At 73.4% G+C, this 24,643-nt stretch carries 20 protein-coding genes; 10 read left to right on the top strand and 10 right to left on the bottom strand.

Annotated elements, in window-relative coordinates; all coding sequences use genetic code 11:
• Positions 1 to 288 precede the first annotated feature (288 nt).
• The gene (locus tag NQZ70_RS04290; protein ID WP_237245020.1) at positions 289 to 1,338 is read left to right on the top strand and encodes a retropepsin-like aspartic protease; all 1,050 of its coding nucleotides are present in this window, start codon (positions 289 to 291) and stop codon (positions 1,336 to 1,338) included.
• Positions 1,339 to 1,533: 195 nt separating this feature from the next.
• Positions 1,534 to 2,991 (top strand): cyclic nucleotide-binding domain-containing protein, encoded by a 1,458-nt coding sequence (locus NQZ70_RS04285; protein WP_061621590.1) that lies wholly within the window; start codon positions 1,534 to 1,536, stop codon positions 2,989 to 2,991.
• 30 nt (positions 2,992 to 3,021) lie between these two features.
• Here NQZ70_RS04285 and NQZ70_RS04280 read toward each other — a convergent pair whose 3' ends face one another.
• From NQZ70_RS04280 to NQZ70_RS04260, 5 genes are all read right to left on the bottom strand, one after another.
• Complete coding sequence (locus NQZ70_RS04280) at positions 3,022 to 3,567, bottom strand: hypothetical protein (RefSeq protein WP_237245019.1); 546 nt, start codon at positions 3,565 to 3,567, stop codon at positions 3,022 to 3,024.
• A 181-nt stretch (positions 3,568 to 3,748) separates the two neighbouring features.
• On the bottom strand, positions 3,749 to 5,869 hold the full coding sequence (locus NQZ70_RS04275) for a PAS domain-containing sensor histidine kinase (protein WP_129573066.1): 2,121 nt from the start codon (positions 5,867 to 5,869) through the stop codon (positions 3,749 to 3,751).
• A gap of 120 nt (positions 5,870 to 5,989) precedes the next feature.
• Positions 5,990 to 7,078: a MaoC family dehydratase gene (locus tag NQZ70_RS04270; RefSeq protein WP_129573065.1), complete on the bottom strand. Its 1,089-nt coding sequence runs from the start codon at positions 7,076 to 7,078 to the stop codon at positions 5,990 to 5,992.
• 129 nt (positions 7,079 to 7,207) lie between these two features.
• The gene (locus tag NQZ70_RS04265; RefSeq protein ID WP_237245018.1) at positions 7,208 to 8,974 is read right to left on the bottom strand and encodes an acyl-CoA dehydrogenase family protein; all 1,767 of its coding nucleotides are present in this window, start codon (positions 8,972 to 8,974) and stop codon (positions 7,208 to 7,210) included.
• 318 nt (positions 8,975 to 9,292) lie between these two features.
• Positions 9,293 to 10,201, bottom strand: coding sequence for a polyprenyl synthetase family protein (locus tag NQZ70_RS04260; protein WP_129581136.1), 909 nt, complete (start codon positions 10,199 to 10,201; stop codon positions 9,293 to 9,295).
• Positions 10,202 to 10,302: 101 nt separating this feature from the next.
• On the opposite strand from NQZ70_RS04260, the gene crtD reads away from it, so the two are divergent.
• The 3 genes from crtD to NQZ70_RS04245 are packed head-to-tail and all read left to right on the top strand — an operon-like array spanning position 10,303 to position 13,240.
• Positions 10,303 to 11,871: a 1-hydroxycarotenoid 3,4-desaturase CrtD gene (gene crtD, locus NQZ70_RS04255; protein WP_129573064.1), complete on the top strand. Its 1,569-nt coding sequence runs from the start codon at positions 10,303 to 10,305 to the stop codon at positions 11,869 to 11,871.
• Positions 11,868 to 12,752 carry a carotenoid 1,2-hydratase gene (locus NQZ70_RS04250; RefSeq protein ID WP_129573063.1) on the top strand — a complete coding sequence of 295 codons (885 nt, stop codon included), beginning with the start codon at positions 11,868 to 11,870 and terminating at the stop codon, positions 12,750 to 12,752. Before crtD ends, NQZ70_RS04250 begins: the two co-directional genes overlap by 4 nt.
• Complete coding sequence (locus NQZ70_RS04245; RefSeq protein ID WP_129573062.1) at positions 12,749 to 13,240, top strand: sterol desaturase family protein; 492 nt, start codon at positions 12,749 to 12,751, stop codon at positions 13,238 to 13,240. Before NQZ70_RS04250 ends, NQZ70_RS04245 begins: the two co-directional genes overlap by 4 nt.
• Here the strand turns inward: NQZ70_RS04245 and NQZ70_RS04240 are convergent.
• From NQZ70_RS04240 to NQZ70_RS04230, 3 genes are read right to left on the bottom strand one after another with little or no spacing between them, the layout of a single operon-like run.
• Entirely contained in the window at positions 13,225 to 14,688 is a 1,464-nt protein-coding gene (locus NQZ70_RS04240; protein ID WP_129573061.1) for a lycopene cyclase, read from the bottom strand. The two genes, NQZ70_RS04245 and NQZ70_RS04240, sit on opposite strands and share 16 nt — an antisense overlap.
• On the bottom strand, positions 14,685 to 15,641 hold the full coding sequence (locus tag NQZ70_RS04235) for a phytoene/squalene synthase family protein (RefSeq protein WP_129573060.1): 957 nt from the start codon (positions 15,639 to 15,641) through the stop codon (positions 14,685 to 14,687). Before NQZ70_RS04235 ends, NQZ70_RS04240 begins: the two co-directional genes overlap by 4 nt.
• Complete coding sequence (locus NQZ70_RS04230) at positions 15,622 to 17,202, bottom strand: phytoene desaturase (protein ID WP_237245016.1); 1,581 nt, start codon at positions 17,200 to 17,202, stop codon at positions 15,622 to 15,624. The genes NQZ70_RS04235 and NQZ70_RS04230 overlap by 20 nt, the downstream gene beginning before the upstream one ends.
• 57 nt (positions 17,203 to 17,259) lie before the next feature.
• Here NQZ70_RS04230 and NQZ70_RS04225 point away from each other — a divergent pair, with 57 nt between their 5' ends.
• Positions 17,260 to 18,264, top strand: a complete 1,005-nt coding sequence (locus NQZ70_RS04225) for a MerR family transcriptional regulator (protein WP_129573059.1) — start codon at positions 17,260 to 17,262, stop codon at positions 18,262 to 18,264.
• 42 nt (positions 18,265 to 18,306) lie between these two features.
• On the opposite strand, the gene NQZ70_RS04220 is transcribed toward NQZ70_RS04225, so the two are convergent.
• Positions 18,307 to 18,882 (bottom strand): YtfJ family protein, encoded by a 576-nt coding sequence (locus NQZ70_RS04220; RefSeq protein WP_237245015.1) that lies wholly within the window; start codon positions 18,880 to 18,882, stop codon positions 18,307 to 18,309.
• A 371-nt stretch (positions 18,883 to 19,253) separates the two neighbouring features.
• Between NQZ70_RS04220 and NQZ70_RS04215 the strand changes: the two genes are divergently transcribed.
• From NQZ70_RS04215 to NQZ70_RS04205, 3 genes are all read left to right on the top strand, one after another.
• The gene (locus NQZ70_RS04215; protein ID WP_129573057.1) at positions 19,254 to 19,718 is read left to right on the top strand and encodes an Hsp20/alpha crystallin family protein; all 465 of its coding nucleotides are present in this window, start codon (positions 19,254 to 19,256) and stop codon (positions 19,716 to 19,718) included.
• A gap of 85 nt (positions 19,719 to 19,803) precedes the next feature.
• Entirely contained in the window at positions 19,804 to 20,184 is a 381-nt protein-coding gene (locus tag NQZ70_RS04210) for an Hsp20/alpha crystallin family protein (RefSeq protein WP_237245014.1), read from the top strand.
• A gap of 120 nt (positions 20,185 to 20,304) precedes the next feature.
• Entirely contained in the window at positions 20,305 to 21,420 is a 1,116-nt protein-coding gene (locus tag NQZ70_RS04205; protein WP_129573055.1) for a hypothetical protein, read from the top strand.
• 121 nt (positions 21,421 to 21,541) lie between these two features.
• Here NQZ70_RS04205 and NQZ70_RS04200 read toward each other — a convergent pair whose 3' ends face one another.
• Entirely contained in the window at positions 21,542 to 22,252 is a 711-nt protein-coding gene (locus NQZ70_RS04200) for a hypothetical protein (protein WP_165373781.1), read from the bottom strand.
• Positions 22,253 to 22,398: 146 nt separating this feature from the next.
• On the opposite strand from NQZ70_RS04200, the gene NQZ70_RS04195 reads away from it, so the two are divergent.
• Positions 22,399 to 24,543, top strand: a complete 2,145-nt coding sequence (locus NQZ70_RS04195; protein ID WP_237245013.1) for an adenylate/guanylate cyclase domain-containing protein — start codon at positions 22,399 to 22,401, stop codon at positions 24,541 to 24,543.
• Positions 24,544 to 24,643: the final 100 nt, after the last annotated feature.

Raw genomic sequence — 24,643 nt, 5'->3', positions numbered from 1 at the left:
CGCCGCGAGAGAGGCAGAGAACACGAGGGCACGCCGCCGAGTCGCCGCGCCGCCGAGGTGCGGTTTCTGCTGGCGACACACCTCAAGGCCGCCCGCGCTCACCGGCGCGGCGCTCCGGGCTCATCGGTAGAGTCCGCTTGACCGAGGTCGAGCGCCGGCCAATGATGGATTGATGACGATGCGAGAGAGGCTCTCCTCCTCTGCGAGCGCCGCGAGGAGGGGCGCGCGCGGCGAGGCCCGGCGCCGGGGCCGCCCTTCACCGCGGCAGGTCGAGCGCAGGTGACGCGGGTGAAGCGCGCTCGTGGGGGCGCCGCCCTCGCGCTCTCGATCTCCCTCGCCGCCGGCGCGCTCGCGGCGGCCGGCTGCGCCGAGCCCGCCGCGGTCCGCGCGGCGCCGGCCTCGGCGCACGGCGCGGCGCCGGCCGAAGGCGCCGCCGGCGGGCCTCCGCGCGCGGCGCCGGCGAGCCCGGCGGCGCCGTCGCCGGCGAGCCCCGGGGGGCGCCGGGCGAGCCTCCAGTTCGAGCTCAACGAACGCCCGTTCCCCTCGCCGCTCATCGATGCCGTCGTCGCCGGCCAGCCGACCGCGCTGATCGTCGACACCGGCGCCTCCCACCACGTGATCGCCCGCTGGCTCGCCGACGAGCTCGCGCTGCCGCTCTCGACCGCCGGCGACGTCGCGGTCGATCACGCGGGCAGGCCTCTGCCCGTCTCCCGCGTCGAGCGCGCGACGATCGCGCTCGCCGGGTGGGGCTCGGTGGACGCCCCCGCGCTGCTCGTCGTCCCCGTCCCCGACGCGCTGCAGCGGCTCGGGATCGGCGGCGTCCTCGCGCCGCAGGCGCTCGCCGGGCCGGGCCGCGCGGTCGTGCTCGACCTGCGCGAGGGCCGGATGACCGAGGCGCCCCGCGACGAGGCCGCCCGCGCGCTCCGGGCGCGGTTCGGCGAGGCCGCGGTCGTGGAGCTCGGCCATTGCGGCGGCCCGAACCAGGGCCACGAGATCACCGCCGCGGCGACGGTCGACGGGATCGCCGTGACGCTGAAGGTCGACTCGGGCGCGTCGCAGAGCTCCCTCTTCGCCGCCTCGCCCGCGGGGAGGCGGCTATCGCACCGGGCGGCCGGCGGCCGGAGCGCCTACGCCGCCTCCGGCAAGCACACCCTTCCCGTGCTGTCAGGCGCTCGCCTCCACCTGGCGGGGTTCGACGCCGCCGCGGAACTCGATCTCTTGCCCGGCGAGCGGCGGGGGGCCTGCCCGTCGGACGGATTTGCCGGAATGGATGTGCTCCGCACCTGTGTGCTGCTGCTCGCCGAGGACGGCGGCCTCGCCGCCTGCGCCCCGCGGTGAGCGGAGCGGCCGCGCTGCCGCGTTGAGGGCCGCGGCCCTGGCCGGGGCCGAGCCGCCGAGGGGCGCGCCATGCCCCAGCGAGGTCGCGATGCGTCGTGGTAGAAGAGGCGCACGCGTGGACGTCCGGTCGCCGCGGCGGGGGAGGGATCCAGCTCGCCGCGGCGCGGAGGCGTCGCGCGGTGGTCGGGAGGCATCATGTCGACAGGTTTCGAGTTCTTGACCCAGGATGACGAGCGGCTGCTGCTGGAGAAGTCGACCTGCGTCACCTACCGACCGGGCGAGCAGATCCTCGAGGAGGGCTCGCGCAGGCAGGGCATCTTCATCGTGCGCAGCGGCCTGGTCGGCGTCGAGGTCGCCCATCTCGGGCGCGGCGTGGCCCTCCGCCAGCTCGGCCCCGGCGCCATCTTCGGCGAGATGTCGTTCCTCGAGAGCGCCGCCGCGAGCGCCTCCGTCGTCGCCCGCGAGGAGTGCACCCTCGACGTGATCGAGGGCCCGTATGTCCACTCGCTGCTTGCCTCCGTCCCCGGCCTCGCGGCGCGCTTCTACCAGTCGCTCGCGATCATGCTCGCCCAGCGCCTCCGCGAGAACACCGCGATGCTCCCCCCGCTCCTCGTCGAGGACGTGCCCCAGGTCAACCGCTTTCACGCGGCGAGGACGGGCCAGGCCGGCACCAACAACATCCCTCCGAAGCTCATCGACACGGTCGAACAGTTCAAGTTCGAGATGATGATCGCCGACAGGATGGTCAAGGAGGCCAAGCACCCCGAGGCGGAGATCCAGGAGAAGGTGAGCGCCGCGTGCCAGACGATCGTGTCCGCGCTGCGCGAGCACATCGAGCGCGAGCGCCACCTCGAGAAGGGCATCGGCGCCTACGTCTTCCGCGAGACCTTCTCGCTCTTCATGCTGAGCCGCACCGTCGACCGCTGCTACACGAAGCCGCGCGGCTACGCGGGCGATTTCTATACGATCGAGATGATGTACAACGACGAGCCCGCGGGCGACGGCCGCCTCGGCCGCTTCATCGACCATTGGGGGCTCGAGCTGGAGGCCTGCCGCGCCGTCAAGAACAGGCGCGGCGTGCTGAGCCGCGCGCTCCGGGAGGCCTGCCGCGTCCACGGGCCCGGCCAGGTCCTCGTGACCAGCCTGGCGAGCGGCCCCGCCCGCGAGCTGTTCGACCTCTTCGCCGAGGGGGGCGAGCCGCCCGACATCAAGGCGACGTGCATCGATATCGACAACCAGGCCCTCGCCTACGCGGCCGGCATCGCCGAGGAGCTCGGCGTCATGGACCGCTTCAGCTTCGCCCAGGACAACGTGGTGCGGCTCGCCCACGGCCGCGGCAGGACGGTGCTCAAGCCCCAGCACATGATCTACAGCATCGGGCTCACCGACTACCTCCGCGACGACCTCGTCGTGAGCCTCCTCAACTGCATGCACGACAAGCTCCTCCCCGGGGGCATCGCGGTCGTGGGCAACTTCGGGGTGAACAACCCGAGCAAGGCCTTCATGGACCACGTCCTCGAGTGGGAGCTCATCCATCGCAGCGCCGATGATCTCAAGACGCTGTTCACCCGCTCGAAATTCGGGAGCACCCCCGTCGAGGTGCGCGCCGAGGAGGCGCAGGTCAACCTGTTCGCGTTCTGCACCAAGACGTGACGCGCCCGCGCCGCCGCGGCCCCCGCGGCCTCAGCGGAGCCAGCGCACCTCGTACTCGCAGGTGGGGTGTCCCTCGAAACGGCACCTCGTGTGGAGGCTCTGTCCGCCCCGCGCGCCCGAGAGCCGGAGCGCGTTCTCCTGCCACGCCGGCACGGCGTCCCTGCAGATCTGGCGCCCCGGGTCGGACAGAGGATCGACGCCGAGGTAGAGGATCAGGCGGAAGAACCGCTCGCCCTCCGCGAGCGGGGCGAGCCGGCCCCCGTTGAAATACATGCCCCACATCACGCCGGCCTGCCGCATGACGAGCGCGGGCGTGCCGAGCTTGATGAGCACCTTGTGCGCCAGCGTCAGGTCCTGCTCGGCGACGTAGGCCGCGAGATCGCGGATGACACCGGTCTTGTTGGGCCACCTCGAGATCTCGTCCGCGATGGCGTTCCAGACCGCGACAGGGTACCAGCTGTGCGCCACGAGATCGGGCGACGAGAAGACCGCGCGGGCGGCGGCGGGCAGCTTGGCGTCGAGGACCGACATGGCCTGGCTCCCCCACCGCGTCTGCAGGTAGGTCCTCGTATGCATGAGCGCTGAGCCTCGGATCTTCATCGAGACGGCCGCCCGCCCAGGATAGATGCTCTCCGGCCGCTCGGGCCAGCGCGGAGCGCCCGAGGTCGCGGCGCGCGCGCGGACACACGCGCGCACACGCGGCGCGCTCCGGCGCCGCCGCTCCGCTGTGTGTGCCCTCCGTCGCGCGCGGGCGCGCTCACTGCAGGCGCTCGGCGGCCGCCGGCGGCGGCGCGTCGCCCGGGCCCTTCGCCCGCCGCGCCTGCGCGGACGCGTCGAGCACGGCGCGCACCGCCTTCGCGAGCTGCGTGGGCGTGTACGGCTTGGCGAGGAAGTGGACGGACCCGTCGAGCAGATCGCCCGGGAAGAGGGAGTCCTCGGTGTAGCCCGACGCGTACAGGACGGGCAGCGGCGCGCGCGCGCGGGCGAGCGCCGCCGCGAGCGCGGGGCCGCGCGCGTCGGGCAGGACCACGTCGCTCACGAGCAGGTGGATGGCGCCTGAGTAGGTGGCCGCGAGCGCGACCGCCTCCTTGCCGTTCCGCGCCGCGAGGACCGAGTACCCGAACGAGCGCAGCGCGGTGACGCACAGGTCGCGCACCTGCGCCTCGTCCTCCACGACGAGCACCGTCTCCCCGCCCCCAGAGACGGCGGAGGGCGCCCTCGCGGGCTGCTCGGACGGCGCGCCGCGCACGCGCGGGAAGCAGATCGTGAAGCGCGTCCCCTGGCCGGGGGCGCTCGAGAACCAGATGTGGCCGCCGTGCTGCTTCACGATGCCGTGGCACGTCGCGAGCCCGAGCCCCGACCCCTTGCCCGGCTCCTTCGTCGTGAAGAACGGCTCGAACACGTAGTGCCGGATGGCGTCGTCGATGCCCTGCCCGGTGTCGGTGACCGTGAGCTCCACGTAGTCGCCCGGCTCGATCTCGGGCCTCGACGCCGCGTCGCCCGCCTCGATCGTCGTGTTCGCGGTCTCGATGGTCAGGCGGCCCCCGGCGGGCATCGCGTCGCGCGCGTTCACGGCGAGGTTCATGAGCAGCTGCTCGAACTGGCCGCGATCGATGTGGATGGGCCAGACCTGGCCCCCCGGCAGCACGGCGAGCTCCACGTCCTCGCCGACGAGCGGGCGGAGGAGCGGCTCGACGCCGAGGATGAGCGCGTTCGGGTCGACCACGGTCGGCTGGATGAGCTGCTTGCGCGCGAACGCGAGCAGCTGCCGCGTGAGCGCCGCGGCGCGCTCCGCGGCGGTGCCGATCTGCGTGAGGTGATCGAGCACGGGCGACGACGGCGGCACCTTGCGCACCGCGAGCTCCCTGTGCCCGAAGATCGCGGTGAGCATGTTGTTGAAGTCGTGCGCGACCCCGCCGGCGAGGCGCCCGATCGCCTCGAGCTTCTGGCTGTGCAGGAGCTGCTCCTCGAGGCGCCGGCGCTCGGTGATGTCGAGGCTCGTGCCGACGAGCCCGGTGATCGCCCCGGCGTCGTCCGTGAGCAGCTGCGCCGCCATCTGCACGTGCCGCAGCTCCCCGCTCGACGGGCGCACGACGCGGCACTCGACGGGGCTCGCGATGCCGAGCGGCGACGCGCTCTCCGCGCCGCCGAAGACGCGGTGGCGGTCCTCCGGGTGGATGAGGCTCGCGAAGAGCTCGAACGTCGGGCGCACCGACGGGTTGACGCCGAGGATATGGAAGAGCTCCTCGGACCAGCGGATGGTCCGCGACGCGAGGTCGTAGGACCAGCTGCCCACCTGGGCGATGCGCTGCGCCTCGTTGAGCATGCGCTCGCTGCGGCGGAGCTCCTGCTCGGCGCGGCGGCGCTCGGTGAGGTCGACGATCGCGCCGAAGAACCGGGTGGGCGGCCCCGCCCCCTCGACGACGGGCAGGCTGCTCAGGAGGCACTCCCGCACCGTGCCGTCCCGGTGGCGCACGCGGAACGCGCTCGCGCCGGTTCCCTCGCCGGTCTCGATCGCCAGCGTCAGGCCGGCGTGCATCCGCTCCCGGTCGTCGGGGTGGACGGCCGCGAGGAACGCCTCCGTCGACGGCTTGTCCGTCGCGGGATCGCAGCCCAGGATCCGGAACAGCTGCCGCGACCACGTGACGTGGTTCGAGTCGAGCTCCCAGAGCCAGTTGCCCATCTGGGCCGCCTGCTCGGCCTCGTCGAGCTGCGCCTCCGACCCGATGGCGACGGGGCCCCGCGCGCGGATCGGCGCCGCGGGCCGGTCCGCGCTGGAGCCGCGCTGGAGTGACGCCTCGGCGCGCGACAGCGCCTGCTCCAGCTCGGCGACGCGCGCGCGGAGCGCGTCGAGCTCACGGCTCGCAGCCGCGCTCATGGCCGTTCTGTCCCTCGTCGCGGAGCGCCGGTGCTCATGACGCGCATTGTATGCCGCGGCGCGCCCCGCGGGGGATCCCTCTTCTGCGGCGCGCTCCGCGGTCGCGGCGCGCGAGCGCGCCTAGCTCCGTCGCCGCACGAGCAGCGTTCGCGTGATCTCCACGACCTTTTCCTTGACCCTGCCGTCGGCCTTGCCGAGCTCGGGGGTGAACAGGTCGGCCCCCTGCTCGAGCAGCGCGCGGGGCGGCGTGTTCTTCACGCCGACGATCCGGAACGTGACGCTCCCCGCGCCCGCGCCGGCCTCTTCCCGGGCGATCACCTTCGACGCGGCGAAGAGCGTGTCGCCTGCGAGGACGCCGCTCGGGTGGGCGCCGTCGTCGAGGCCGAGGTCCCATACGCCGCACCCGGCCGTGTCCCGGCTCGAGAGCGCGAGCACCCAGGACAGCACGAGCCCGCCGTGGACGACGCGCGTCTTCGCGAAGGAGCTCGCCTTGCAGTACTGCTCGTCGAGGTGCAGCGGGTGGGAGTTGCGCAGGAGGGTCGCGAGCTGCATGTGCTCGCTGTCGCCGACCGTCCGGCCGACCTCGTGGGTGAGCACGTCGCCCACCTCGAAGTCTTCCCAGAAGCAGGCGAAGCCGCCGTGGCGCGCCGGCGGCGCGAGCGGGCCGCCGAGCTCCCTCGGCAGGCGCCCCGGGGGCTCGTCCGGCTGCACGACCGCGTGCGGCGCGTCCGCGGGGCGCTCCGCGACGCGGCCGGGGGGCACGAGGGCCTTGCGCTCGAACGAGCAGACGAGCAGCCCGTCCTGGTTCACCACCTGCGTCCGGACGTGGACGACGCCCTTGTCGCCCGTGGACACCGGCTTCTTGCCGATGACCATCGAGCTCGCGCGCAGCGTGTCCCCTGGATAGCAGGCCTCCGGGAAGCGCACGTCGATGTACGCGAGGTGCGCGATCGCCTGCTCGCTCACGTCGTGGACGCTGAAGGAGATCCCGAGGTTGAGGAGCAGCAGCGGGCTCACCGGCCTGTCCCTGAGCCCCACCGATCGGGCGGCGACGCGGCTCGAGTAGGTCGGGATCGCGTCCTGGAACGAGGCCGCGAAGAGCGCGAGCATCCCCTCGTCGACGGTGACGTCCCAGGGGTGGGCGTACACCGCGCCCACCGTGAAATCGTCGAGCTTGCGGCCGTAGCGGGGAGAGCGGACGCGGACCATCGGTCCGCGCGATGATGGCACAGGCGCGCACCGCTGACGACGGCGCCGCCCGCGCGCGCTGGCCCGGCGTGGCGCGGGCGCCCACGGCCGCGTGCGCCCGCGCGCCGCGCCGCGCCGGGGCGGGCCCGCTCAGGGCAGCGATCCCTCGAGCAGGGCGCGCGCGATGCCCTGCGCGAGCACCTCGCGCGTGCCCAGGTGGAACGCGAGGCTGCGCGCGTCGAGCAGGAGCCGCGCCGGGACCGAGCTCTCGGCGTAGCCGTTCGCCCCGTGGACCTGCATGCAGGCGTCGGCCGCGTCCCAGGCGACGCGGCTCGAGAACAGCTTCGCCATGGCGGACGTGAGCTCGCACGGCTGCCCCGAGTCCGCGGCCTGCGCGGCGGCGCGCGTGAGCTGGCGCGCGGCCGCGACGCGGGCGATGAGCCCGCCGATCCGGTGCGCCACGCGCGGGAAGGAGATGAGCTGCGACCCGAACTGCACGCGCGTCCTGGCCCGCTCGAGCGCGAGCTCCAGCGCGGCCTGCGCCACGCCCACGCCGCACGCCGCCGCGTAGACGCGGCCGATCGCGAGCGACCGCTGGAGCTGGGCGATCCCCTCGCCCTCGCGCTCGCCGAGCAGCGCCTCGCGGCCGACCTGGAGCCCCTCGATCCGGAGCTCGTAATGGCCCATGCCTCGCTGTCCGAGCGCCCGCAGCTCGGCCCCGGCGATCCCCGCGTCCGGGAAGTCGGCGCCGGGCGCGCCGCGCCGCTTGGCGATGGCGAAGAGGCTTGGCCCGAGCGGCTGCTGCCCCTGTCCGCCGGGCGTCGTGGTCCGCGCGAGGGTGAGCACGAGGTCGGCGCGCGACGCGCCGGTGACCCATGTCTTCTTGCCGGTGATGAGGTAGCTGCCATCGGCCTGGCGCTCGGCGCGCGTGGCGACGCGCGCGAGGTCGGATCCGTAGGCGGGCTCCGAGAGCGCGAGGGCGCAGCGCGCCTCGCCGCCCGCGATGCGCGGCAGCCACGTCCTGCGCTGGAGGTCCGTGCCGGATCGGGCGAGGAGGTCCGCCGCGGTGGAGGCGGTCATGGTGAGCACGCCGAAGCCGAGCGACCCGCGCGCGAGCTCCTCGACGGCGGCGGCCATGGCGGCCGCGCCGAGCCCATCGCCGCCGTGCTCGGGCGCGGTGGCCAGCCGGAACACCCCGAACTCCCCCATGCGGCGGACGATCGACTCCGGGATGAGCCCGTTGCGCCGGTGGATCTCCGGGGCGAGCGGCTCGACGAGGCGCTCCACGAAGTCGCGCATGTTGTGCCGTATCCAGCCGACGCGCTCGTCCTCGGCGCCGCCGCAGCCGGGGATCCCCTGCTCCGCGGCCGTGCGCGCGAGCGTTGCCACGGCCGCGCCCGACCCCGCGTCGCGCGCCCACGCGGTGACCGCGGGGTGTCCGATCGCCTTGGCGACCTCGTCGTCGCGGAGCTCGAACTCGCCGAGCGGCGCGATCTCGCCGCCCCCCAGATCGACGCCTCCGCGCAGCGAGAGCAGCAGCGCTCCGGCGTGCGCCTCGGCGACGGGCCTGGCCTCGCCGCCGGTCTCGCACGCCCAGCTGGCGAGCGCCCTGCAGGCCTCGATCTCCGCGTAGAGGTGGGCGAGCGCGTGGGCTGCGAGCTGGTGTCGATCGAGCAGCATGCGCGACACGTGCAGCGGCACGGCGGCGCTTGACCGGACGAAGCTCGCGCTCCTCGGCGCGCCCCGGAGGCCTGCGTTCGTCGGGCTCCCGACGTCCACCACCCGGTCCCGGAGCCGCCCTCGCGCGACGCGCGCGAGCTGCTCGACGGAGGTGATCGCCTCGCGCATTCCCCCTGGGCTGTCGGCCTCGAGCTTGCGAGAAACGATGGTGGCGTGCTGCTCCCGAATCGCCCTCATCCCCAATCCCCCCGATCGCGGACTACGATCCACCCCTTGCATCACGAGGCGCAGGGCATATCCCCTCCGCGCCGCCCCACGCCCATGCCCGCCGCGGCAGGCGCGGAAAGGCCTGCCGAGGATGGCACTCCAAACACGGTTCGTCGAGCCGGCCCGCACGCGCTCTGTCTCATATCGACGCCGCATTAAGGCCTTTCCCGAAGCTCGTTTATCGCTTCCGTCCGGCGACGCGCAAACAGCCCTGTTCCTCCGCAACCCCTAAGTCTCGGACGGCCGCCGAGCTCCCCCCTCGGGGGCCGTCACGCCGAGCAGAGCCCGCTACGCGGAGCTCACGTTCGGGACTGCCGCCCGCCTCGCGCACGCCCGGAGGAGCCTGTCCCCCAGCTCGACCGCCCACGACCGCACGTCATCGGCCCGCGGGCACTGCGGCACCGACTCGACCGCGTCCTGGATGAGCCGCTGGAGCAGCCGCGTCGTCCCCGAGAGCCCGAGCTCCAGCGCCGTGTTCGGCCGCCCCAGCGCCCCGTCCCGCCCCGCCGGCTTGCCCATGTCCTCCGGCTGGCCGATCAGGTCGAGCACGTCGTCCGCGACCTGGTACGCCTCGCCGATGCGCTGCCCGAGGTCCCCCCAGGCCGCCCCGTCCTGGCCCGCCGAGAGCGCGCCCAGCGTCGCCGCCGCCTCGAACAGCGCCCCCGTCTTCGCGCGCCGGTACGCCGACAGCGCGACCTTCGCCTCCGACTCCCACGCCTGCCCGGCGATGATCCCCTGGGGCATCCCGACGCCGCCCGCGAGCACCTCGAAGAACCGGACCGCCCGCCGCGCGTCCGACACCCCGCTCGCCACCGCGTGGAACGCGCCGCGCGCGAGCGCCTCGAAGGCGAGCACGATCAGCTGATCGCCGGCGAGCACCGCGATCGGCTCGCCGAAGGCCCGGTGGACCGAGGGCTGGCCGCGCCGGAACGGCGCGTCGTCGAAGCACGGGAGGTCGTCATGGACCAGCGAAGCGCAGTGGATGAGCTCGACCGCCGCCGCCGCCGCGTCCGCGACCTCCGGCGCAGGATCGCCGTACGCCGAGGCGACGGCCAGGCAGAGCCGCGGCCGGATGCGGGCGCCCCCAGGGAAGACGGCGTGGTGCGTCGCCGCGAGGAGCCCGGGCGGCGACGCGGGCGAGGAGAGCGACTCGATGGCGACGAGAAGGACGCGCTCGATCCGGCGATCGAAATCCATATCGGCCGAGTTTTGGGCGATGATCAAGGGATTGTCAACAGTTTGAACACTAGTTAAACAAAGTATAGACAAACCACCCGCGCCGGGTACACTGCGGCTCCATGGTGGACACACGAGATCGCGTCGTGGTGATCGGCGGGGGCATCGGCGGGCTGACCGCGGCCGCGCTCCTTGCATCGAACGGGCTCGACGTCGTGCTACTCGAGCGGGCGGCGCGCGTCGGCGGAAAGATGCGCGAGGTGGCCATCGGCGATCGCCGCCTCGACGTCGGCCCGACGGCGCTCACGATGCGGTGGGTCTTCGACGAGATCTTCGCGTCGCTCGGGCAGAGCTTCGGGGACTGCGTGCCGCTCCGCCCGGTCGAGACGCTCGCGCGCCACGCCTGGCCGGACGGCTCGACGCTCGATCTCTTCGCGGACCTCGAGCGCAGCGCGGATGCGATCGGCGCGCTCGCGGGGGCGCGGGAGGCGGACGGGTACCGCCGGTTCTGCCGGTACGCGCGCGAGATCTTCGACGTGGTGGAGGCGCCGTTCCTGCGCGCGGAGCGGCCCACGCTCAAGACGATCCTGAGCACGGCGGGCAGCCTGGGCCTCGGCGGGATGATGAAGATCGACGGGCACCGCACCCTCCACCGCGCGCTCGGCGACTTCTTCGCGGACGCGCGCCTGCTTCAGCTGTTCGGGCGCTACGCCACCTACTGCGGCTCGTCGCCGTACCTCGCGCCGGCGACGCTGAGCGTCATCGCGCACGTGGAGCGCGAGGGCGTCTGGCTCCCCGAGGGCGGGATGTACCGGGTGGCCGAGGCGCTCGCCGCGGCCGCGACCCGCGCCGGGGCGACCCTGCGCTGCGGCGCGCACGTCGCCGGCATCGAGGAGGGCCGTGGCCGGGCGGCGGGCGTCGTGCTCGAGGGCGGCGAGCGCATCGAGGCCGACGCGATCGTGATGAACGCCGACCCGGCGGCGCTGCGGAGCGGCCTGTTCGGCCAGCGCGCCGCCCGCAAGGCCCCGGCCGAGGCGCCGCGGTCGCTCTCGGCGGTCACCTTGGCGCTCGTGGCCGAGGTGAGCGGCTTTCCCCTGCTCCGGCACAACGTCTTCTTCTCGAGGGACTACGAGGCCGAGTTCCGCCACCTCTTCGATCGCGCCGAGGCCCCGCGCGACCCCACCATCTTCATCTGCGCCGAGGACCGCTGGAACCAGCCGTCCCCCGAGCTCGCCGCGACGCCCGCGCCCGCGCCCACGCCTGCAGAAGAGCGCCTGTTTTTCATCGTCAACGCCCCTGCGACCGGTGATATGCACACCCCCTCATCCACGGAGATCCACGAATGGGAACAGCGCGTGTTCCAGCAGCTGCAGCGGTTCGGCCTCTCGCTGAAGAGCACCGGCCCCTCGCCGGTGGCGACGACGCCGGCGGACTTCGAGCGCATGTTCCCGGCGACGGGGGGCGCGCTCTACGGGCCGGTGTCCCACGGGTGGAACTCCACCTTCGCGCGCCCGGCCTCGCGCTCGAAGCTCCCGGGCCTGTACTTCGCCGGTGGGAGCGCGCACCCGGGGGCGGGCGTGCCGATGGCGGCGCTGAGCGGCCAGCTGGCGGCGCGGAGCGTGATGGAGGACCTCGCTTCGACCTCGAGATCCCGAGCGGCGGCTACGCCTGGTGGTACCTGGACGCGGTGAGCGACGACGGCCGGAGCGCGATCACGATCATCGCGATGCTCGGGAGCGTCTTCTCGCCGTACTACGCCAGGGCCCGCGCGCGCGGCGCCGCGGACCCGCTCATGCACTGCGCGATGAACGTCGCGCTGTACGGCCCGCGCGCCGATCGCTGGGCGCTGACCGAGCGGCCGCGGGGCGCCGTCTTCCGGGCGCCGCGGTCGCTCGCCATCGGCCCGAGCGTGATGGAGTGGTCCGGGGGCGAGCTCCGCGTCGCCTTCGACGAGGTCACGGCGCCGGTCCCCTCGCGCCTCGCCGGGACGGTGCGCCTCCGCCCGTCCGCGCCCGAGCCCGCGGCGCTGGGCGCGCGCGCCGGGGTCGCGCTGGACCGGTGGGGGCGGCACCGCTGGTCGCCGCTCGCGCCGATCGCGCGCGCCGAGGTCGAGCTCGCGCACCCGTCGCTGCGCTTCTCCGGCAGCGCGTACCTCGACACGAACGCCGGCGACGAGCCGCTCGAGCGCGCGTTCGACCGCTGGACCTGGTCGCGCGCGCTCGGGTCGGACGGGATCGCCCTCACCTACGATGTCCGGCGCCGCGACGGCACGCGCGTGCTCCTCTCGCCCGCGTTCGACGCGGGGGGCGGCGCGCGCGAGCTCCCGCCGCTCGCCCCGCGGCCGCTCGGCGACACGCGCTGGGGCATGGCGCGGGAGATCGCCGCCGACCCGGGCTCCTCGCCGCGGCTCCTCCGCACCTACGAGGACACGCCGTTCTACGCGCGTTCCCTCGCGGCCGCGACGTTCGGCGGCAAGCCGGCGACGGTCGTCCACGAGGCCCTCTCGCTCGACCGCTTCGCCAGCCCCTGGGTGCAGTTCCTCCTGCCGTTCCGCATGCGGAGGGCGCGATGACGCTCGCGATCTGGATCGCCACGGCGCTCGCCGCCTTCGCGATCATGGAGGTGTGGGCCGCGCTCCTCCACGGCAGGGTCTGGCATCACGCCCTCTGGAGCATCCACCGCTCCCACCACATGAAGCGGCGCGGCGCCTTCGAGCAGAACGACGCGCTCGCGTTCCTCCACGCCCCGATCGCCGCCGGGCTCATCATCTACGGCGGCGAGGGCGCGCCGGGACCGCTGCGCGAGGCCGCGTTCGGCTTCGGCCTCGGCATGACCGCCTTCGGCCTCGCGTACGTCCTCGTCCACGACGGCCTCGTCCACCGGCGGCTCCCGGTCTCGGGCCTCGCGCGCATCCCCTACCTCGCGCGCGTCCGCGACGCGCACCGCGTCCACCACAGCACCGGGGGCCCGCCGTTCGGCCTGTTCCTCGGGCCCCTCGTCCTCGCGCGCCGGGCGGCGGCGGGCGCCGCGGAGGACGCGCCCTCTCAGCGCGCGCGGTAGAGCTCCCGCGCGAGCCCCGCGCCCCAGCGGCCGATGGCCCGGAGCGGCAGCGCGCTCACGACCTCGCGGTACACCTCGGGCCGCCGCGCCGCCGTCTCCCGCAAAAACCGAACAAAATCGGCGGGTTGCATCTCGTCGCGCAGGAGCGCCGCGTAGGCGTCGTCGCCCATCGCGTGGAGCACGGCGAACGCCGTGTTGAGGAGCGCGTTCATCTCCCCTGCCCTCGCCCCGCCGGCCGGCCTCGCCATGAGGGCCGCGAGCGCGCCCGTGCCCGAGTGCACCGGCGCGTCGCGCGCCGTGCTCGGCGCGCTCGGGTCCGCCACCGCGCGCGCCAGATCGGCGGCCGTGGTCGCGAGCTCGCGGACGTTCGCGCCGAAGCCGCAGAACGTCAGCGGCGAGTGCCGCGCCGCCGCGTCGCCCACGAGCCGCACCCGCCGCCCCGGCGCGCGCGGCGCGGCCGACAGCCGCGACCAGCCGGGGATGAACCCGAACGTCGGCCGGACGAGGCGCGCGTCGCCCTCCTTGTACCGCGAGAGGAGCCGGAAGAACCGCGCGTAGAGCGACAGGAGCGCGCCCGGCCCGACGTCCCCGGAGCGCGCGTAATAGAAGAGGTAGACCGTCGTCTCGCCCGGCCGCCCCGGGAACGCCTCCCAGAGGTGCTGCCGGCCCTCCTCGACGTCCTCCGTGGTGGCGAGGATCTCGCCGACGTCCGGCCGGATCCGCCGCGCGCCGTCGCCCTCGGCCAGCCCCGCGAGCACGCCGCCGACCGTCGGACAGACCAGATCCGCGGTCGCGTAGGGGCTCGCCGCGCCGCGCGCGTCGACGAGGAGCCGCGCGGACAGGCCGCGCGGCGCGGCGCCCGGCCGCGCCTCGGCCACCGCGAGCGCGACCGCGTCCGGACCCTCCGCGTGCCCGAGCAGCGCGTGCCCGTCGAGCAGCGTCACCCCGAGCGCCTCGGCCCGGGCCCGCGCCGCGGCGAGCAGCCCCCCCGCGTCGATGGCGTGATCGAGCACGCCGCGCACCGGGTACGTCCCGCCGCCGTGCCAGCGGCACAGCCCCTCGACGTAGCGGGCGACCACGAGCCGCCCCACCTCGCCCGGCGCGAAGATCCCCGACGCCTCGAGCGCGGCCACCTCGGCCGTCCCGGCGTTCCACTCGCGGTGCGCCGCGCCGATCCGCGCCCGGTCGAGCACCGCGACCCGCAGCCCGGCCGACGCGAGCATCGGCGCGAGCAGGAGCGACAGCCCGCCGCCCGCGACGACGACGTCGAAATCGACGGCCGCGCCCCGGCCCGGCGGCCGCGGCGCCGCCGCCGGCCGCGGGGGCTCGGCCCGCGCCGCGTCGAGGTGCTCGAGGCGCGCGAGCAGCGCCTCGCCGCCCGCCTCGCGCACGCGCGCCCGCGCCGCGTCGAGCTCCCGCGCCGCCGCGCCGCCCGCCCCGGCGCTCATCGGGCCGCCTCCAGGAGGAAGCGGACCTCGTCGAGCGGCGGCGCCGCGCCGAGCTCGCGCTCCTCCGCCGGCGCGACCGGCCTGCGGACGAGCGCCTGCAGCACCAGCCACAGCTTGCGGCCCGGCGACACCACGGCCCGCGCCGACACCGAGTCGAAGCCGCGGCGCGCGACGGCGCGCCCGATGTCCGCGTAGATCAGCCGCGCCGCCTGGATCGCGGCGCGGCAGTCGCGCGGCAGCATCGGGATCCCGGCGCCCGCGCGGCGGTAGAGCACCTCCGCCTCGGCGAGCAGCCGCGAGACGATCCGCCCCAGCCGGTCGTCGAAGGCGGGCCGCAGGAGCCACGCGTCCGGCTCGATCCCGGCCTCGCGCATCCACGCGAGCGGCAGGTAGATCCGCCCGCGCCGGGCGTCCTCCCCGACGTCGCGCGCGATGTTCGTGAGCTGCATGGCGACGCCCAGATCGCACGCCCGCGCGAGCGCGTCGGGCCCGCGCGCCCCCATGAGCGTCGACATCGTCGCGCCCACGGCGCCCGCCACGCGCGCCGCGTAGGCGTTCAGCTCCGGGAGCGTCTCGTAGCGGCGCCCCTCCGCGTCCCACGCGAACCCCTCGAGCAGCGCCTCGATGAACGCGCGCGGCAGCGCGTGCGCCGCCATGACGTGGGCGAGCGCCCGGTCGACGGGGCCGTCGTCGGGGCGGCCCGTCGCCGCGCGCGCGAGCCGCTCGCGCAGGGCCGCCACCGCCGCCGCGGCCGCGGACGGCGGGGCGTGCTCGCCGAGCTCGTCGACCGCGTCGTCGGCGACGCGGCAGAACGCGTAGAACGCCGCGGCCGGCTCCCTCACCCGCGCGGGCAGGAGGAGCGCCGCGGCGGCGAAGCTCTTCGACCCCTTGCGCAGGAGCGCCCTGCACGCGGCGAAGTCCGCCGCCGACGCCTCAACGGAAGGTCGATGCATCCGGCACCACCCGATCCAGCACGCGCGCCGACGAGAGCACCCCGGGCAGGCCGGCCCCCGGGTGCGTCCCTGCCCCGACGAGGTAGAGGTGCTCGACGTCCTCGCTCGCGTTGTGGGGCCGGAAGAAGGCGCTCTGCGTGAGCACCGGCTCCGGCCCGAACGCCGCGCCCCGGAACGACAGCAGCCGGTCCTGGAAATCCTGCGGCGTGAGGAGCCGCGAGCTCGCGAGCGCGCCCTCGAGCCCCGGCAGGAGCGTCGCCTCGAGCAGCGCCGCGACCGAGCGCCGGTAGCGCTCCTGGGTCGCGGGCCAGTCCGTGCCGCTGAGCAGGTTCGGCACCGGCGACAGCACGTAGAACGCGTCGCACCCGGGCGGCGCGAGGGCCGGGTCCGTGGCGGTCGGCCGGTGCAGGTACAGGCTGAAATCGTCTGCGAGCACGTGCCTCTGGAAGATGTCCTCGAGCAGCGGCTTGTACCGCGGGCCGAGGAGGATGGTGTGGTGCGCGACGTCCGGGTACTGCCGGCGCGTGCCGAAGTACCACACGAAGAGGCTCATCGAGTAGCGCTGCCGCTCGATGCGGCGGTCGGTCCAGCGCCGCCGCGCCTCGGGCGCCACGAGGTGCCGGTACGTCCACGCCGAGTCCGCGTTCGAGACCACGACGTCGGCCGCGAGCCGCTCCCCCGACGCGAGCTCGACGCCCCGCGCGCGGCCGCCCTCGACCGCGATGCGCCGCACCTCGGCGCCGCACCGCACCGACCCGCCGAGCCCCTCGATGAGGGCCACGAGCCCGCGCACGAGGGCGCCGGTGCCGCCGATCGGGAAGTGCACGCCCCAGTTGCGCTCGAGGAACGCGATCAGGCTGTAGATCGAGGTGGTCGAGAACGGGTTCCCGCCGACGAGCAGCGGGTGGAAGCTCAGCACCTGGCGCAGGCGGTCGTCCTTCACGTGCTTCGCGACGAGCCCGTAGACCGTGCGGTAGCTCTCGAGCCGCATCATGTCGGGCACGATGCGCGCCATGTCCGTCCACGACCCGAACGGCACGTGGGCGAGCTCCTCGAAGCCGACGCGGAAGATCGCCTCGCTCATCTTGACGAAGCGCTCGTAGCCCGCGACGTCGCCGGGTGACAGGCGCGCGACCTCGGCGCGCATCGCGGCGGCGTCGCCCGTGTAGTCGAAGGTCACGCCGTCGTGGAAGCGGATCCGGTAGAACGGCGTCACCGGCCTGAGGTCGATGTCGTCGGCCATCTTCCGGCCGCAGAGCTGCCAGAGCTCCTCGAAGAGGAACGGCGCCGTGATGACGGTCGGCCCCGCGTCGAAGGTGAAGCCGTCCTGCCGGTGCACGTACGCGCGCCCGCCCGGCGCGTCGAGCTTCTCGACGACCGTGACCTCGTAGCCCCGCACCCCGAGCCGCACGGCCGCCGCGAGCCCCCCGAAGCCGCTGCCGATCACGACGGCGCGCGGCCTGGATCCCCGGCGGCCCGCCAGCGGCGGGGCAGCCCCGTCCTCGCCCGGCGAGGCGCCGGGCCGCTCTTCCTGCGCCGACGAAGCGCTGGTGTTTTGCATGGCGGCGAGTATAAAGTTTGTCCCAGCCTTTGACAAAGGCGAAAGCATCTGCACAAGATGACCTTCCTGGGCCTCGCTGCCCGTCGGCTCGGCGCGTCGAGCCGGCGCTGGCGGCTGCGGCCCGGCGGGTCGACCAGGGTTGTCCACGTGAGCCGCTACAGAATCCATGCCGTCTCCAAGATGTGTGGCGTGTCCTCGGCGACGCTGCGCGCGTGGGAGCGCCGGTACGGCGTGCCGTCCCCTGCGCGCACGGCGTCGGCGTACCGCCTGTACAGCGATGACGACGTCGCGGTGATCAAGAAGATGCGCGACTACGTGAACGGCGGGATGGCGGCCGCCGAGGCGGCGCGCATGGTGCTCGAGACGGAGGCGCCGCGCGCGCCGGCGCCCTCGAACGGCGGCGACGCGTTCGCGGGCGCGAGCGAGCGCATCGTCGACGCCGCGATCCGGTTCGATCCCGACGGCCTCGAGGCCGAGGTGAACCGGGCCCTCTCGCTCGGCCCTGCGGTGACGATCTTCGAGCGCGCGCTCGGCCCGGCGCTCGAGCGGATCGGCGATCTCTGGCACGAGGGGAAGATCACGGTCGCGCAGGAGCACCTCGCCTCGCAGGTCCTCGGCGCGACGCTGGTGCACCTCCTGCGGCTCGCGCAGCCGGGCGAGAGCGGCCGGCGCGTGCTGCTCGCCGCCTTCGCCGACGAGGATCACGTGCTCGGGCTGTTCGGCATCGGCCTGCGCTTCTGCGCGTGGGGTTTCCGCTCGATCGTGCTCGGCCCGCGGACGCCGCCCGCCGCGATCGCGCGCGCGGTCGAGTCGCTCGCGCCGGACATGGTGGCGCTGACGGTCGCGATCCCGCCGCCGCCGCCGACCGCGCGCGAGCTCGTCGACGCCTACGCCGACGCCTGCCGGGACGCGGCGTGGATCGTGGGCGGCGCGGGCTCCGAGGCGCTCCGGCCGTTCATCGAGGCGCGCGGCGGCATCGTGGCGGCCGCGGACATCACGGAGATCCGCACGCAGGTCGAGTCGGCGCTGCTCTCGCGCCGGCGCCGCAAGGACGCGAGCTGAGCGCGCGCCTCGGTCGGCCCTCGACCTCGGCGCGCGCCGCGGTCAGCCCTCGACCTCGTTGCGGAGCAGGTCGAGGACCCTCGTCTGCGCCTCGGGCTTGAGCTTGCCCTCGGCCGCGAAGAGCACCTGGCCGCTCTTGCCGACGAGGACGACGTTGCTGATGCCGCGGCGGAGGCGGTAGGCCTCGCGGAAGGAGCCGTCCCAGTCGCAGTAGATGGTCGCGCGGACCTTCCGCGACTCCTCGCGGATGGCGTCCTTCACGAACCCCTTCGCCGGCCAGAAGTCGTAGGAGCTCACGTCGGCGATCGCGGTGACGGCCATGGCTCGCCGGTAGCGGTCGCCCTTCGCGAGCTTCGCCAGCGCGTCCTTGAGCGCCTGGTTCTGCGCCGTCGAGTCCTTGTCCTCGTACATGATGAGGATCGGCTTGCCCCGCAGCGCCTTGAGCTGGAGCTCGCGGCCGTCGGCGTCCTCGACGCGCGCGTTCGGCGCCCGGTCGCCCACGGTCGGCAGCGCCAGCGCGGCGCCCGAGATCAGCGCGAGGGACAGCGCTCCGGCGGACGCGGCCGCGAGGAGGCGGGCGGTCCACGAGCGGCGGGCGGCGGGCGGGCGGTTCGGCATGTCCATGGTTCGTAGCAATTTCAGGAATGCATTTCTAGGGTCGTTCAGGCTGGTCGATCTGCCGGGCGCGCGCGGCCGGAGCGTCTTGCTGGAGCTTGCCGGGGGCGTCTTGCGGGTGTCCTGGAGGTCCTCTGCGGGAGGCTGGCCGTGGCTGTCGTGTCCGCTTTTCCTGGCGGTCTGGTGCGGGGAGAGGTGGCTGGCCCGGCTCTTGACACCATCGGCGGCGTGCGAAGATTGGGCGGTGCGAAGAGACCGGCTCTCGGAGCCAAGGTCCCGTAACGCTACAACAAAAGGGCCGTCGCGAGCAGGGTGACGGCGCCGCGGGCGAGGCCCCGGCGCGCGCCGCGCGCGGGGGTCACGGAGGAGTCGTCATGCTGAACCGTTACACGGATTTCGATCGCACGTTTGCCATGATGGATGAGCTTCGCCGGCGGATGGATCGGGTGTTCGAGGACTACGACGCGCCCCGCTCGTCGCTCCGCGGCGAGTTCGACCAGTCGCCCCGGTACACGCCTGGCCCGCGCATCCACCTGTATGACACGGGCAGCGCGCTGGTCGTGAAGGCGGATCTTCCTGGGCTGACGGAGAAGGACGTGCAGATCTCGCTCAACCAGGACGTCCTGACGGTGAGCGGCGAGCGCAAGTCGGACGCGCCCGAGGGGTATCTGGTCCACCGCAAGGAGCGGGGCGGGGTGCGCTTCAGCCGGAGCTTCACGCTGCCGAGCAAGGTCGATCCCGAGAAGACGACCGCGGTGCTGAAGAACGGCGTGCTGACGCTGACGCTGAACAAGGCCGCCGAGGCGCAGCCGCGGCAGATCACGGTGACGGCGCGCTGAGGCGGGCGGGAGCCGACGGAGAGGGGCGCTCCCGCGAGCAGCGGATTTGGAATGCACTGAAGAAGGCGAGGAAGGAGTGAAGAAGATGAGCACCGATCGCAACTTGACGAACCGCGCTGAGACCAACCCTGAGAAGATCCAGCAGCGCCCTGCGGTGCCCCCGGCGGTGGACATCTACGAGAACGCCGAGGAGCTCCTGGTCGTGGCGGATCTCCCGGGTGTGACGCAGGATCGTCTGGCCATTCGCCTGGAGAAGGGGGAGCTGAGCTTCGAGGGTCGGCGCGCCGACGCGGCCGAGCGCGAGCAGAGCGCGGACAACCTGCCGGACTTCCGTCGCAGCTTCGTGGTCCCGCAGGGCATCGACTCGGACAGGATCTCCGCGGAGCTCCAGGCGGGCGTCCTGCGGATTCACCTGCCGAAGAGCGCGTCGCTCAAGCCCCGTCAGATCCCGATCAGCGCGGGCTGATGTGGCGTGAGAGCGGTCGAGGCGCCGCGTCGCCGGCGAAAGGCGGGCCCGTCGGGGCGGCGCTGGGGCGGCGCGCGGTGCCTCTCGCGCGTTCGGGGTGGCCTCTGTCGAGGTGCTGCCGTGGCGCTGGACGCGGAGAGCAACGTGCTATTCGCGACCCAATACACGGGAACCGTGAACCTCGGCGGCGGCGTTCTCCCGGCCAGCGGCACAACGGATATGCTCGTCGCCAAGCTCGGCGCGAACGGCGGGCATGTGTGGAGCAGGCAGTTCGGTGGCCCGCAAGGCCAAACCACGCCGATCGACATCGCCGTGACGCCGAACGGCGACGCCGTGATCACTGGGGGCTTCAGCGGGGCCGTGGCCTTCGGGGGCTCGACGCTCGCGACTGCGGACGTGTCGGACACGGACGGCTTCCTGGTGAGGCTGAGCGGTGAGGACGGCAGTCATGTCTACAGCGTCCGGATCGGGGACCGCGCGGGCGACCCCCCAGGCTATCAAGCTGGTAAGGGCGTCGGGGTCGATGCAATGGGGCATGCCGTGGTGGCTGGTACGTTCAAGAACTCGATCGAATTTGGTCCTGGCCAAACTCATGCGTCCGCCAGGATGGGACAGTCTGGTTGGGTGGCCAAGTTCGACGCGAACGGAGTGCCTCTATGGAATACGGCTTTCATCCATGGCGACGGCAGCACGGTCGATATCGCCGGCGTCGACGTTGACGCTGCGGGGAACTCCGGCATTGTCGGGAGCTTCTCCGGTGCGGTCACCTTCCAGGGTACGAACAATGGGGTAAACGTGCCACGGAGGACGACCGGCGCGGACGACGACGATCTGTTCGTCGTGCGCCTGTCGTCGACCGGCTCCCACTTGTGGTCGAAGCAGTTCGGAGATGCGACCGCGCAGCTGGGCGGCGAGCCGCTATTGGGCGTAGCGCTCGACAGCGAGGGCGAGCTCGTCTTCGCGGGCGGCTTCCGCGGAACGGTCGATTTCGGCGGCGGGGAGCTGACGGCCAGCGACTACGACTGGCTCATCGCCAAGTTCGACGCTTCGGGAGCTCACCGGTGGAGTCATCGCTATGGCGGCGCCGCGGCGGCCCAGATAGCGACCTCCGCGGCTATCCATGAGCAGACGCGCGGGATCGTCGTAGCGGGCATAAGCGACGGCGCGCTCGACGTGACGGACCCGCCGCTGATGATGGACAATCTTAGCGTAGTGGTGGCGCGGATGTCACCGTGAATGCGGCGCCACAGGACGAGCCCTCTCCGCGGAACAGGAACGAGACGAGCTGGGGCGTGTGTGTGACGCGCACAGCCTCAATGGGCTGTGTTGCCGGTAAAAATCGGCGGCGAGGACACACTCAGTAGCCTTTGACGGTTAGAGTCCAGGTGGCATCGCTGCCGCACGCGGTGCCCTCCACGTGGCGCACCTCGAGGCTGAACCAGCGATTGTCGTCCACAACAAGAGCGTCGTTCCACGTGGTCGAGAACGACTCTTTGGGCGTTCCCGTCGCCCTCATGCCGGACGCGAAGCAGTCCGGTCCGCTGATATCCCCTTCGTAGACGATCAGATCGAAGTTCATCCCCGGCGGAGAGGTGAGCGTGGCAGTGAACCGCTCGACGCTGGAGAGGTTCACGTTGTCGACGACATAGACCTTGAACCACTTCGACGTGGTCCCTGTCTCCGTCAGCGTCACCGAATCGCCGCCGTCATCGCCCGAGATCTCACCGAGGTCCTCTGCCCCAGTGCACGTGTTCGGTGAGCCATAGTCGCATTCGCCAGCCGCCCCTCCGGCGCCGCCCTCGCCTCCGTCGCCTTCACTGCTCCCGCCCTCGCCACCAGCGCCGCCGACTCCGGCCGAGCTCGAGCTCGAGCTCGAGCTTGAGCTCGCTCTCGAGCTCGATGACGCGTCCACCCCTCCGGCGCCGCCCTCGCCTCCCCCGCCGCCGCTTCCACCTCCGCCGGCTTGCTCCTCGTAGTACCCGGGCATCAACTCGTCGGTGCCGTTGGCGCACGCAGCGAGGATGAGGAGGAGCGCAGGAACGACCAGCTGCCGGTGGGGCGTGAGCATTGAGAGCATTCTATCTGCTCTCGCGAGAGCGGTCCAAGGAAGCCACCCGGGTCGAATGCGATACCGTGACGATGCGCACCATGGGCCCGTAACGCTGGCGACCCGACGAGTTGCATTCGTTACCATAAACCTGAATTTCCCAGGAGATGACGAAGGCGCACCGCACCGCAGCACGGACGGCCGCAGCAACGTCCTCGATACACACCTGGAACTCGGCACCTGGCGCGCTGCACGGGACCGCCGCCTGGCGCGCTGCGTGGGCGGGGAGGACATCGCTCCCTCCCGGCCCATCCAGCAGCGAGGAACCCGTCCAGACGAGCGCCAGGATCCCCGGACCTCGCTCGCACCGCGCCCGCCCCGTCCCGCCGGCGCGCGTCCACCTCGGCCCCCAGCATCGGCCCAGCGCGCCTCCGCTCCGTCCGCCCTCTATCCGCCGCGCTTCCGCCGCGCCTCCGCCCTCCGTCCGCCGCGCTTCCGCGCCGGCGCGCATTTCGATAGGCTCGACGTCCCTGACGCTGAAGCCCGCCCTCGACGCCCTGCTCTCGCTGCGCGCGAAGACGCTGCTGGCGATCGCCGCCACGCTGCTCGGGCTCAGCTTTGCCCTCTACGGCGTCTCGTCGCGGGCGCTCCTCGCCAACTCCATGGCCGCCGAGGCGCAGGACACGCGCCGCACCGTCCAGGTCGCCCTCAACCTGGTGAGCCAGGCCGTCCACGACTTCAACGCCCGCTGGACCGACTGGAGCCAGTGGGACGACGCGCACGCGTTCGTACAAGACGGCAATCAAGAGTTCGTCCGCTCGAACCTGGTCGCCGAGCTCTTCGATATCGCCCGGATCGATCTCGCCGTCTTCGCCGATGCGGACGGAATCCCCGTGTACAGCACCGGTTACGATCGCGCCGGGAAGCGCTGGGCCCCGCTCCCTCGAGGCATCGCCGAGCGGCTCCGCATCGGCGATCTCCTGTTCGGGCAGGACGCGCCGCCGAGCGCGGTCCGGGGCGGCATCGTCCTCCTGCCGGACGGGCCCATGCTCGTCTGCTCCCAGCCGAGCGTCGGCAGCTCGGGCCGCGGGCCCGTCGCCGGCACGGTCACGTTCGGCCGCTTCCTGACGGACGCCGAGATCAGGCGCCTCACCGAGCCCGCCGGCCTCTCGCTCGCCGTGCGCCGCCTCGACGACCCCGACCTGCCCGCCGACTTCCGCGAGGCCCGCGCCGCCATGGACGGCCCCGAGGCGATCCTCGTCCACCCGCTCGGCGAGGACCGGATCGCCGGGTACACCGTCCTCGACGACATCGACGGCCGGCCGGCGCTGCTCCTGCGCGTGGACAACGACCGGGCGATCCTCAGGATGGGCCACGACACCCTGCGCTACCTCGTGCTGGTGACGGTGCTCGTCGGCCTGGTCTTCGGGGGCGTCACCCTGCTGCTCCTGGAGAGGCTCGTCCTCTCCCGGCTCGCCCGGCTCAGCCGGGAGGTCACCGACATCGGCGGCGTCGGCGATCTCTCGGCGCGGGTCGCCATGCCGGGCACCGACGAGCTGTCGCGCCTCACCGGCTCGATCAACGGCATGCTCTCGGTCCTCGAGGCGAACGCCCGGCGGCAGAGCCAGCAGAAGGCCGCGCTCGAGCAGGCGAAGGCGGCGGCGGAGCGGGCCCACGAGCGCTCGGACCGGCTCCTCCTCAACATCCTGCCGCGATCCATCGCCGAGCAGCTGAAGGAGCACGAGCAGCTCATCGCCGAGCACTTCGAGGAGGTGACCATCCTCTTCGCGGACATCGCCGGCTTCACCTCCCTCGCCGCGCGGCTGAACCCGACCGAGGTCGTCGGCCTCCTCAACCGCATGTTCTCGTCGTTCGATCAGCTCGCCGACCAGCACGGGCTGGAGAAGATCAAGACCATCGGAGACGCCTACATGGTCGTCGGCGGCCTGCCGGCGCAGCGCCCCGACCACGCGAGGGCGATAGCGCGGATGGCCCTCGCGATGACCCGCGCCATGAGCCAGTTCCCGGCCGACGACGGCGAGCCGTTCCGGCTCCGGATCGGCATCAACACCGGGCCTGTCATCGCCGGCGTGATCGGCAAGAAGAAGTTCAGCTACGATCTCTGGGGCGACGCGGTGAACGTGGCGAGCCGCATGGAGTCGAGCGGAGAGCCCGGGCGCGTCCAGGTGAGCGAGGCGAGCTATGCCCTGCTCCGGGGGGACTTCCTCCTCGAGGAGCGGGGCCTCGTGGCGATCAAGGGCAAGGGCGCGATGAAGACCTATTGGCTCCTCGGCGAGAAGACACCGCGGTAGCGCGGCGGCCGCGCGACGCGCGACGCGCGACGTCCGACGCAGGGCGCGTTTCGCCCGGCGCGGCCGCGCGGACCGCGGCGGTCCGCGCCCGAGGCCGCGA

Origin of the sequence: Sorangium sp. So ce836 (assembly GCF_028553905.1) — a bacterium.
GTDB lineage: Bacteria > Myxococcota_A > Polyangia > Polyangiales > Polyangiaceae > Sorangium > Sorangium cellulosum_D.
Note: the sequence above shows the minus strand (reverse complement) of the source record. Positions and strands in the feature narration are given on the sequence as shown.

Bases quoted from the DNA above. Each gene is read 5' to 3' on its own strand.
- NQZ70_RS04265 (WP_237245018.1), bottom strand. From the start codon at position 8,974: ATGAGGGCGATTCGGGAGCAGCACGCCACCATCGTTTCTCGCAAGCTC.
- NQZ70_RS04260 (WP_129581136.1), bottom strand. From the start codon at position 10,201: ATGGATTTCGATCGCCGGATCGAGCGCGTCCTTCTCGTCGCCATCGAG.
- NQZ70_RS04285 (WP_061621590.1), top strand. From the start codon at position 1,534: ATGTCGACAGGTTTCGAGTTCTTGACCCAGGATGACGAGCGGCTGCTG.
- NQZ70_RS04195 (WP_237245013.1), top strand. From the start codon at position 22,399: ATGACGAAGGCGCACCGCACCGCAGCACGGACGGCCGCAGCAACGTCC.
- NQZ70_RS04270 (WP_129573065.1), bottom strand. From the start codon at position 7,078: ATGGTCCGCGTCCGCTCTCCCCGCTACGGCCGCAAGCTCGACGATTTC.
- NQZ70_RS04240 (WP_129573061.1), bottom strand. From the start codon at position 14,688: ATGAGCGCCGGGGCGGGCGGCGCGGCGGCGCGGGAGCTCGACGCGGCG.
- NQZ70_RS04225 (WP_129573059.1), top strand. From the start codon at position 17,260: ATGACCTTCCTGGGCCTCGCTGCCCGTCGGCTCGGCGCGTCGAGCCGG.
- crtD (WP_129573064.1), top strand. From the start codon at position 10,303: ATGGTGGACACACGAGATCGCGTCGTGGTGATCGGCGGGGGCATCGGC.
- NQZ70_RS04220 (WP_237245015.1), bottom strand. From the start codon at position 18,882: ATGCCGAACCGCCCGCCCGCCGCCCGCCGCTCGTGGACCGCCCGCCTC.
- NQZ70_RS04275 (WP_129573066.1), bottom strand. From the start codon at position 5,869: ATGAGCGCGGCTGCGAGCCGTGAGCTCGACGCGCTCCGCGCGCGCGTC.
- NQZ70_RS04280 (WP_237245019.1), bottom strand. From the start codon at position 3,567: ATGCATACGAGGACCTACCTGCAGACGCGGTGGGGGAGCCAGGCCATG.
- NQZ70_RS04210 (WP_237245014.1), top strand. From the start codon at position 19,804: ATGAGCACCGATCGCAACTTGACGAACCGCGCTGAGACCAACCCTGAG.
- NQZ70_RS04245 (WP_129573062.1), top strand. From the start codon at position 12,749: ATGACGCTCGCGATCTGGATCGCCACGGCGCTCGCCGCCTTCGCGATC.
- NQZ70_RS04200 (WP_165373781.1), bottom strand. From the start codon at position 22,252: ATGCTCACGCCCCACCGGCAGCTGGTCGTTCCTGCGCTCCTCCTCATC.
- NQZ70_RS04215 (WP_129573057.1), top strand. From the start codon at position 19,254: ATGCTGAACCGTTACACGGATTTCGATCGCACGTTTGCCATGATGGAT.
- NQZ70_RS04235 (WP_129573060.1), bottom strand. From the start codon at position 15,641: ATGCATCGACCTTCCGTTGAGGCGTCGGCGGCGGACTTCGCCGCGTGC.
- NQZ70_RS04230 (WP_237245016.1), bottom strand. From the start codon at position 17,202: ATGCAAAACACCAGCGCTTCGTCGGCGCAGGAAGAGCGGCCCGGCGCC.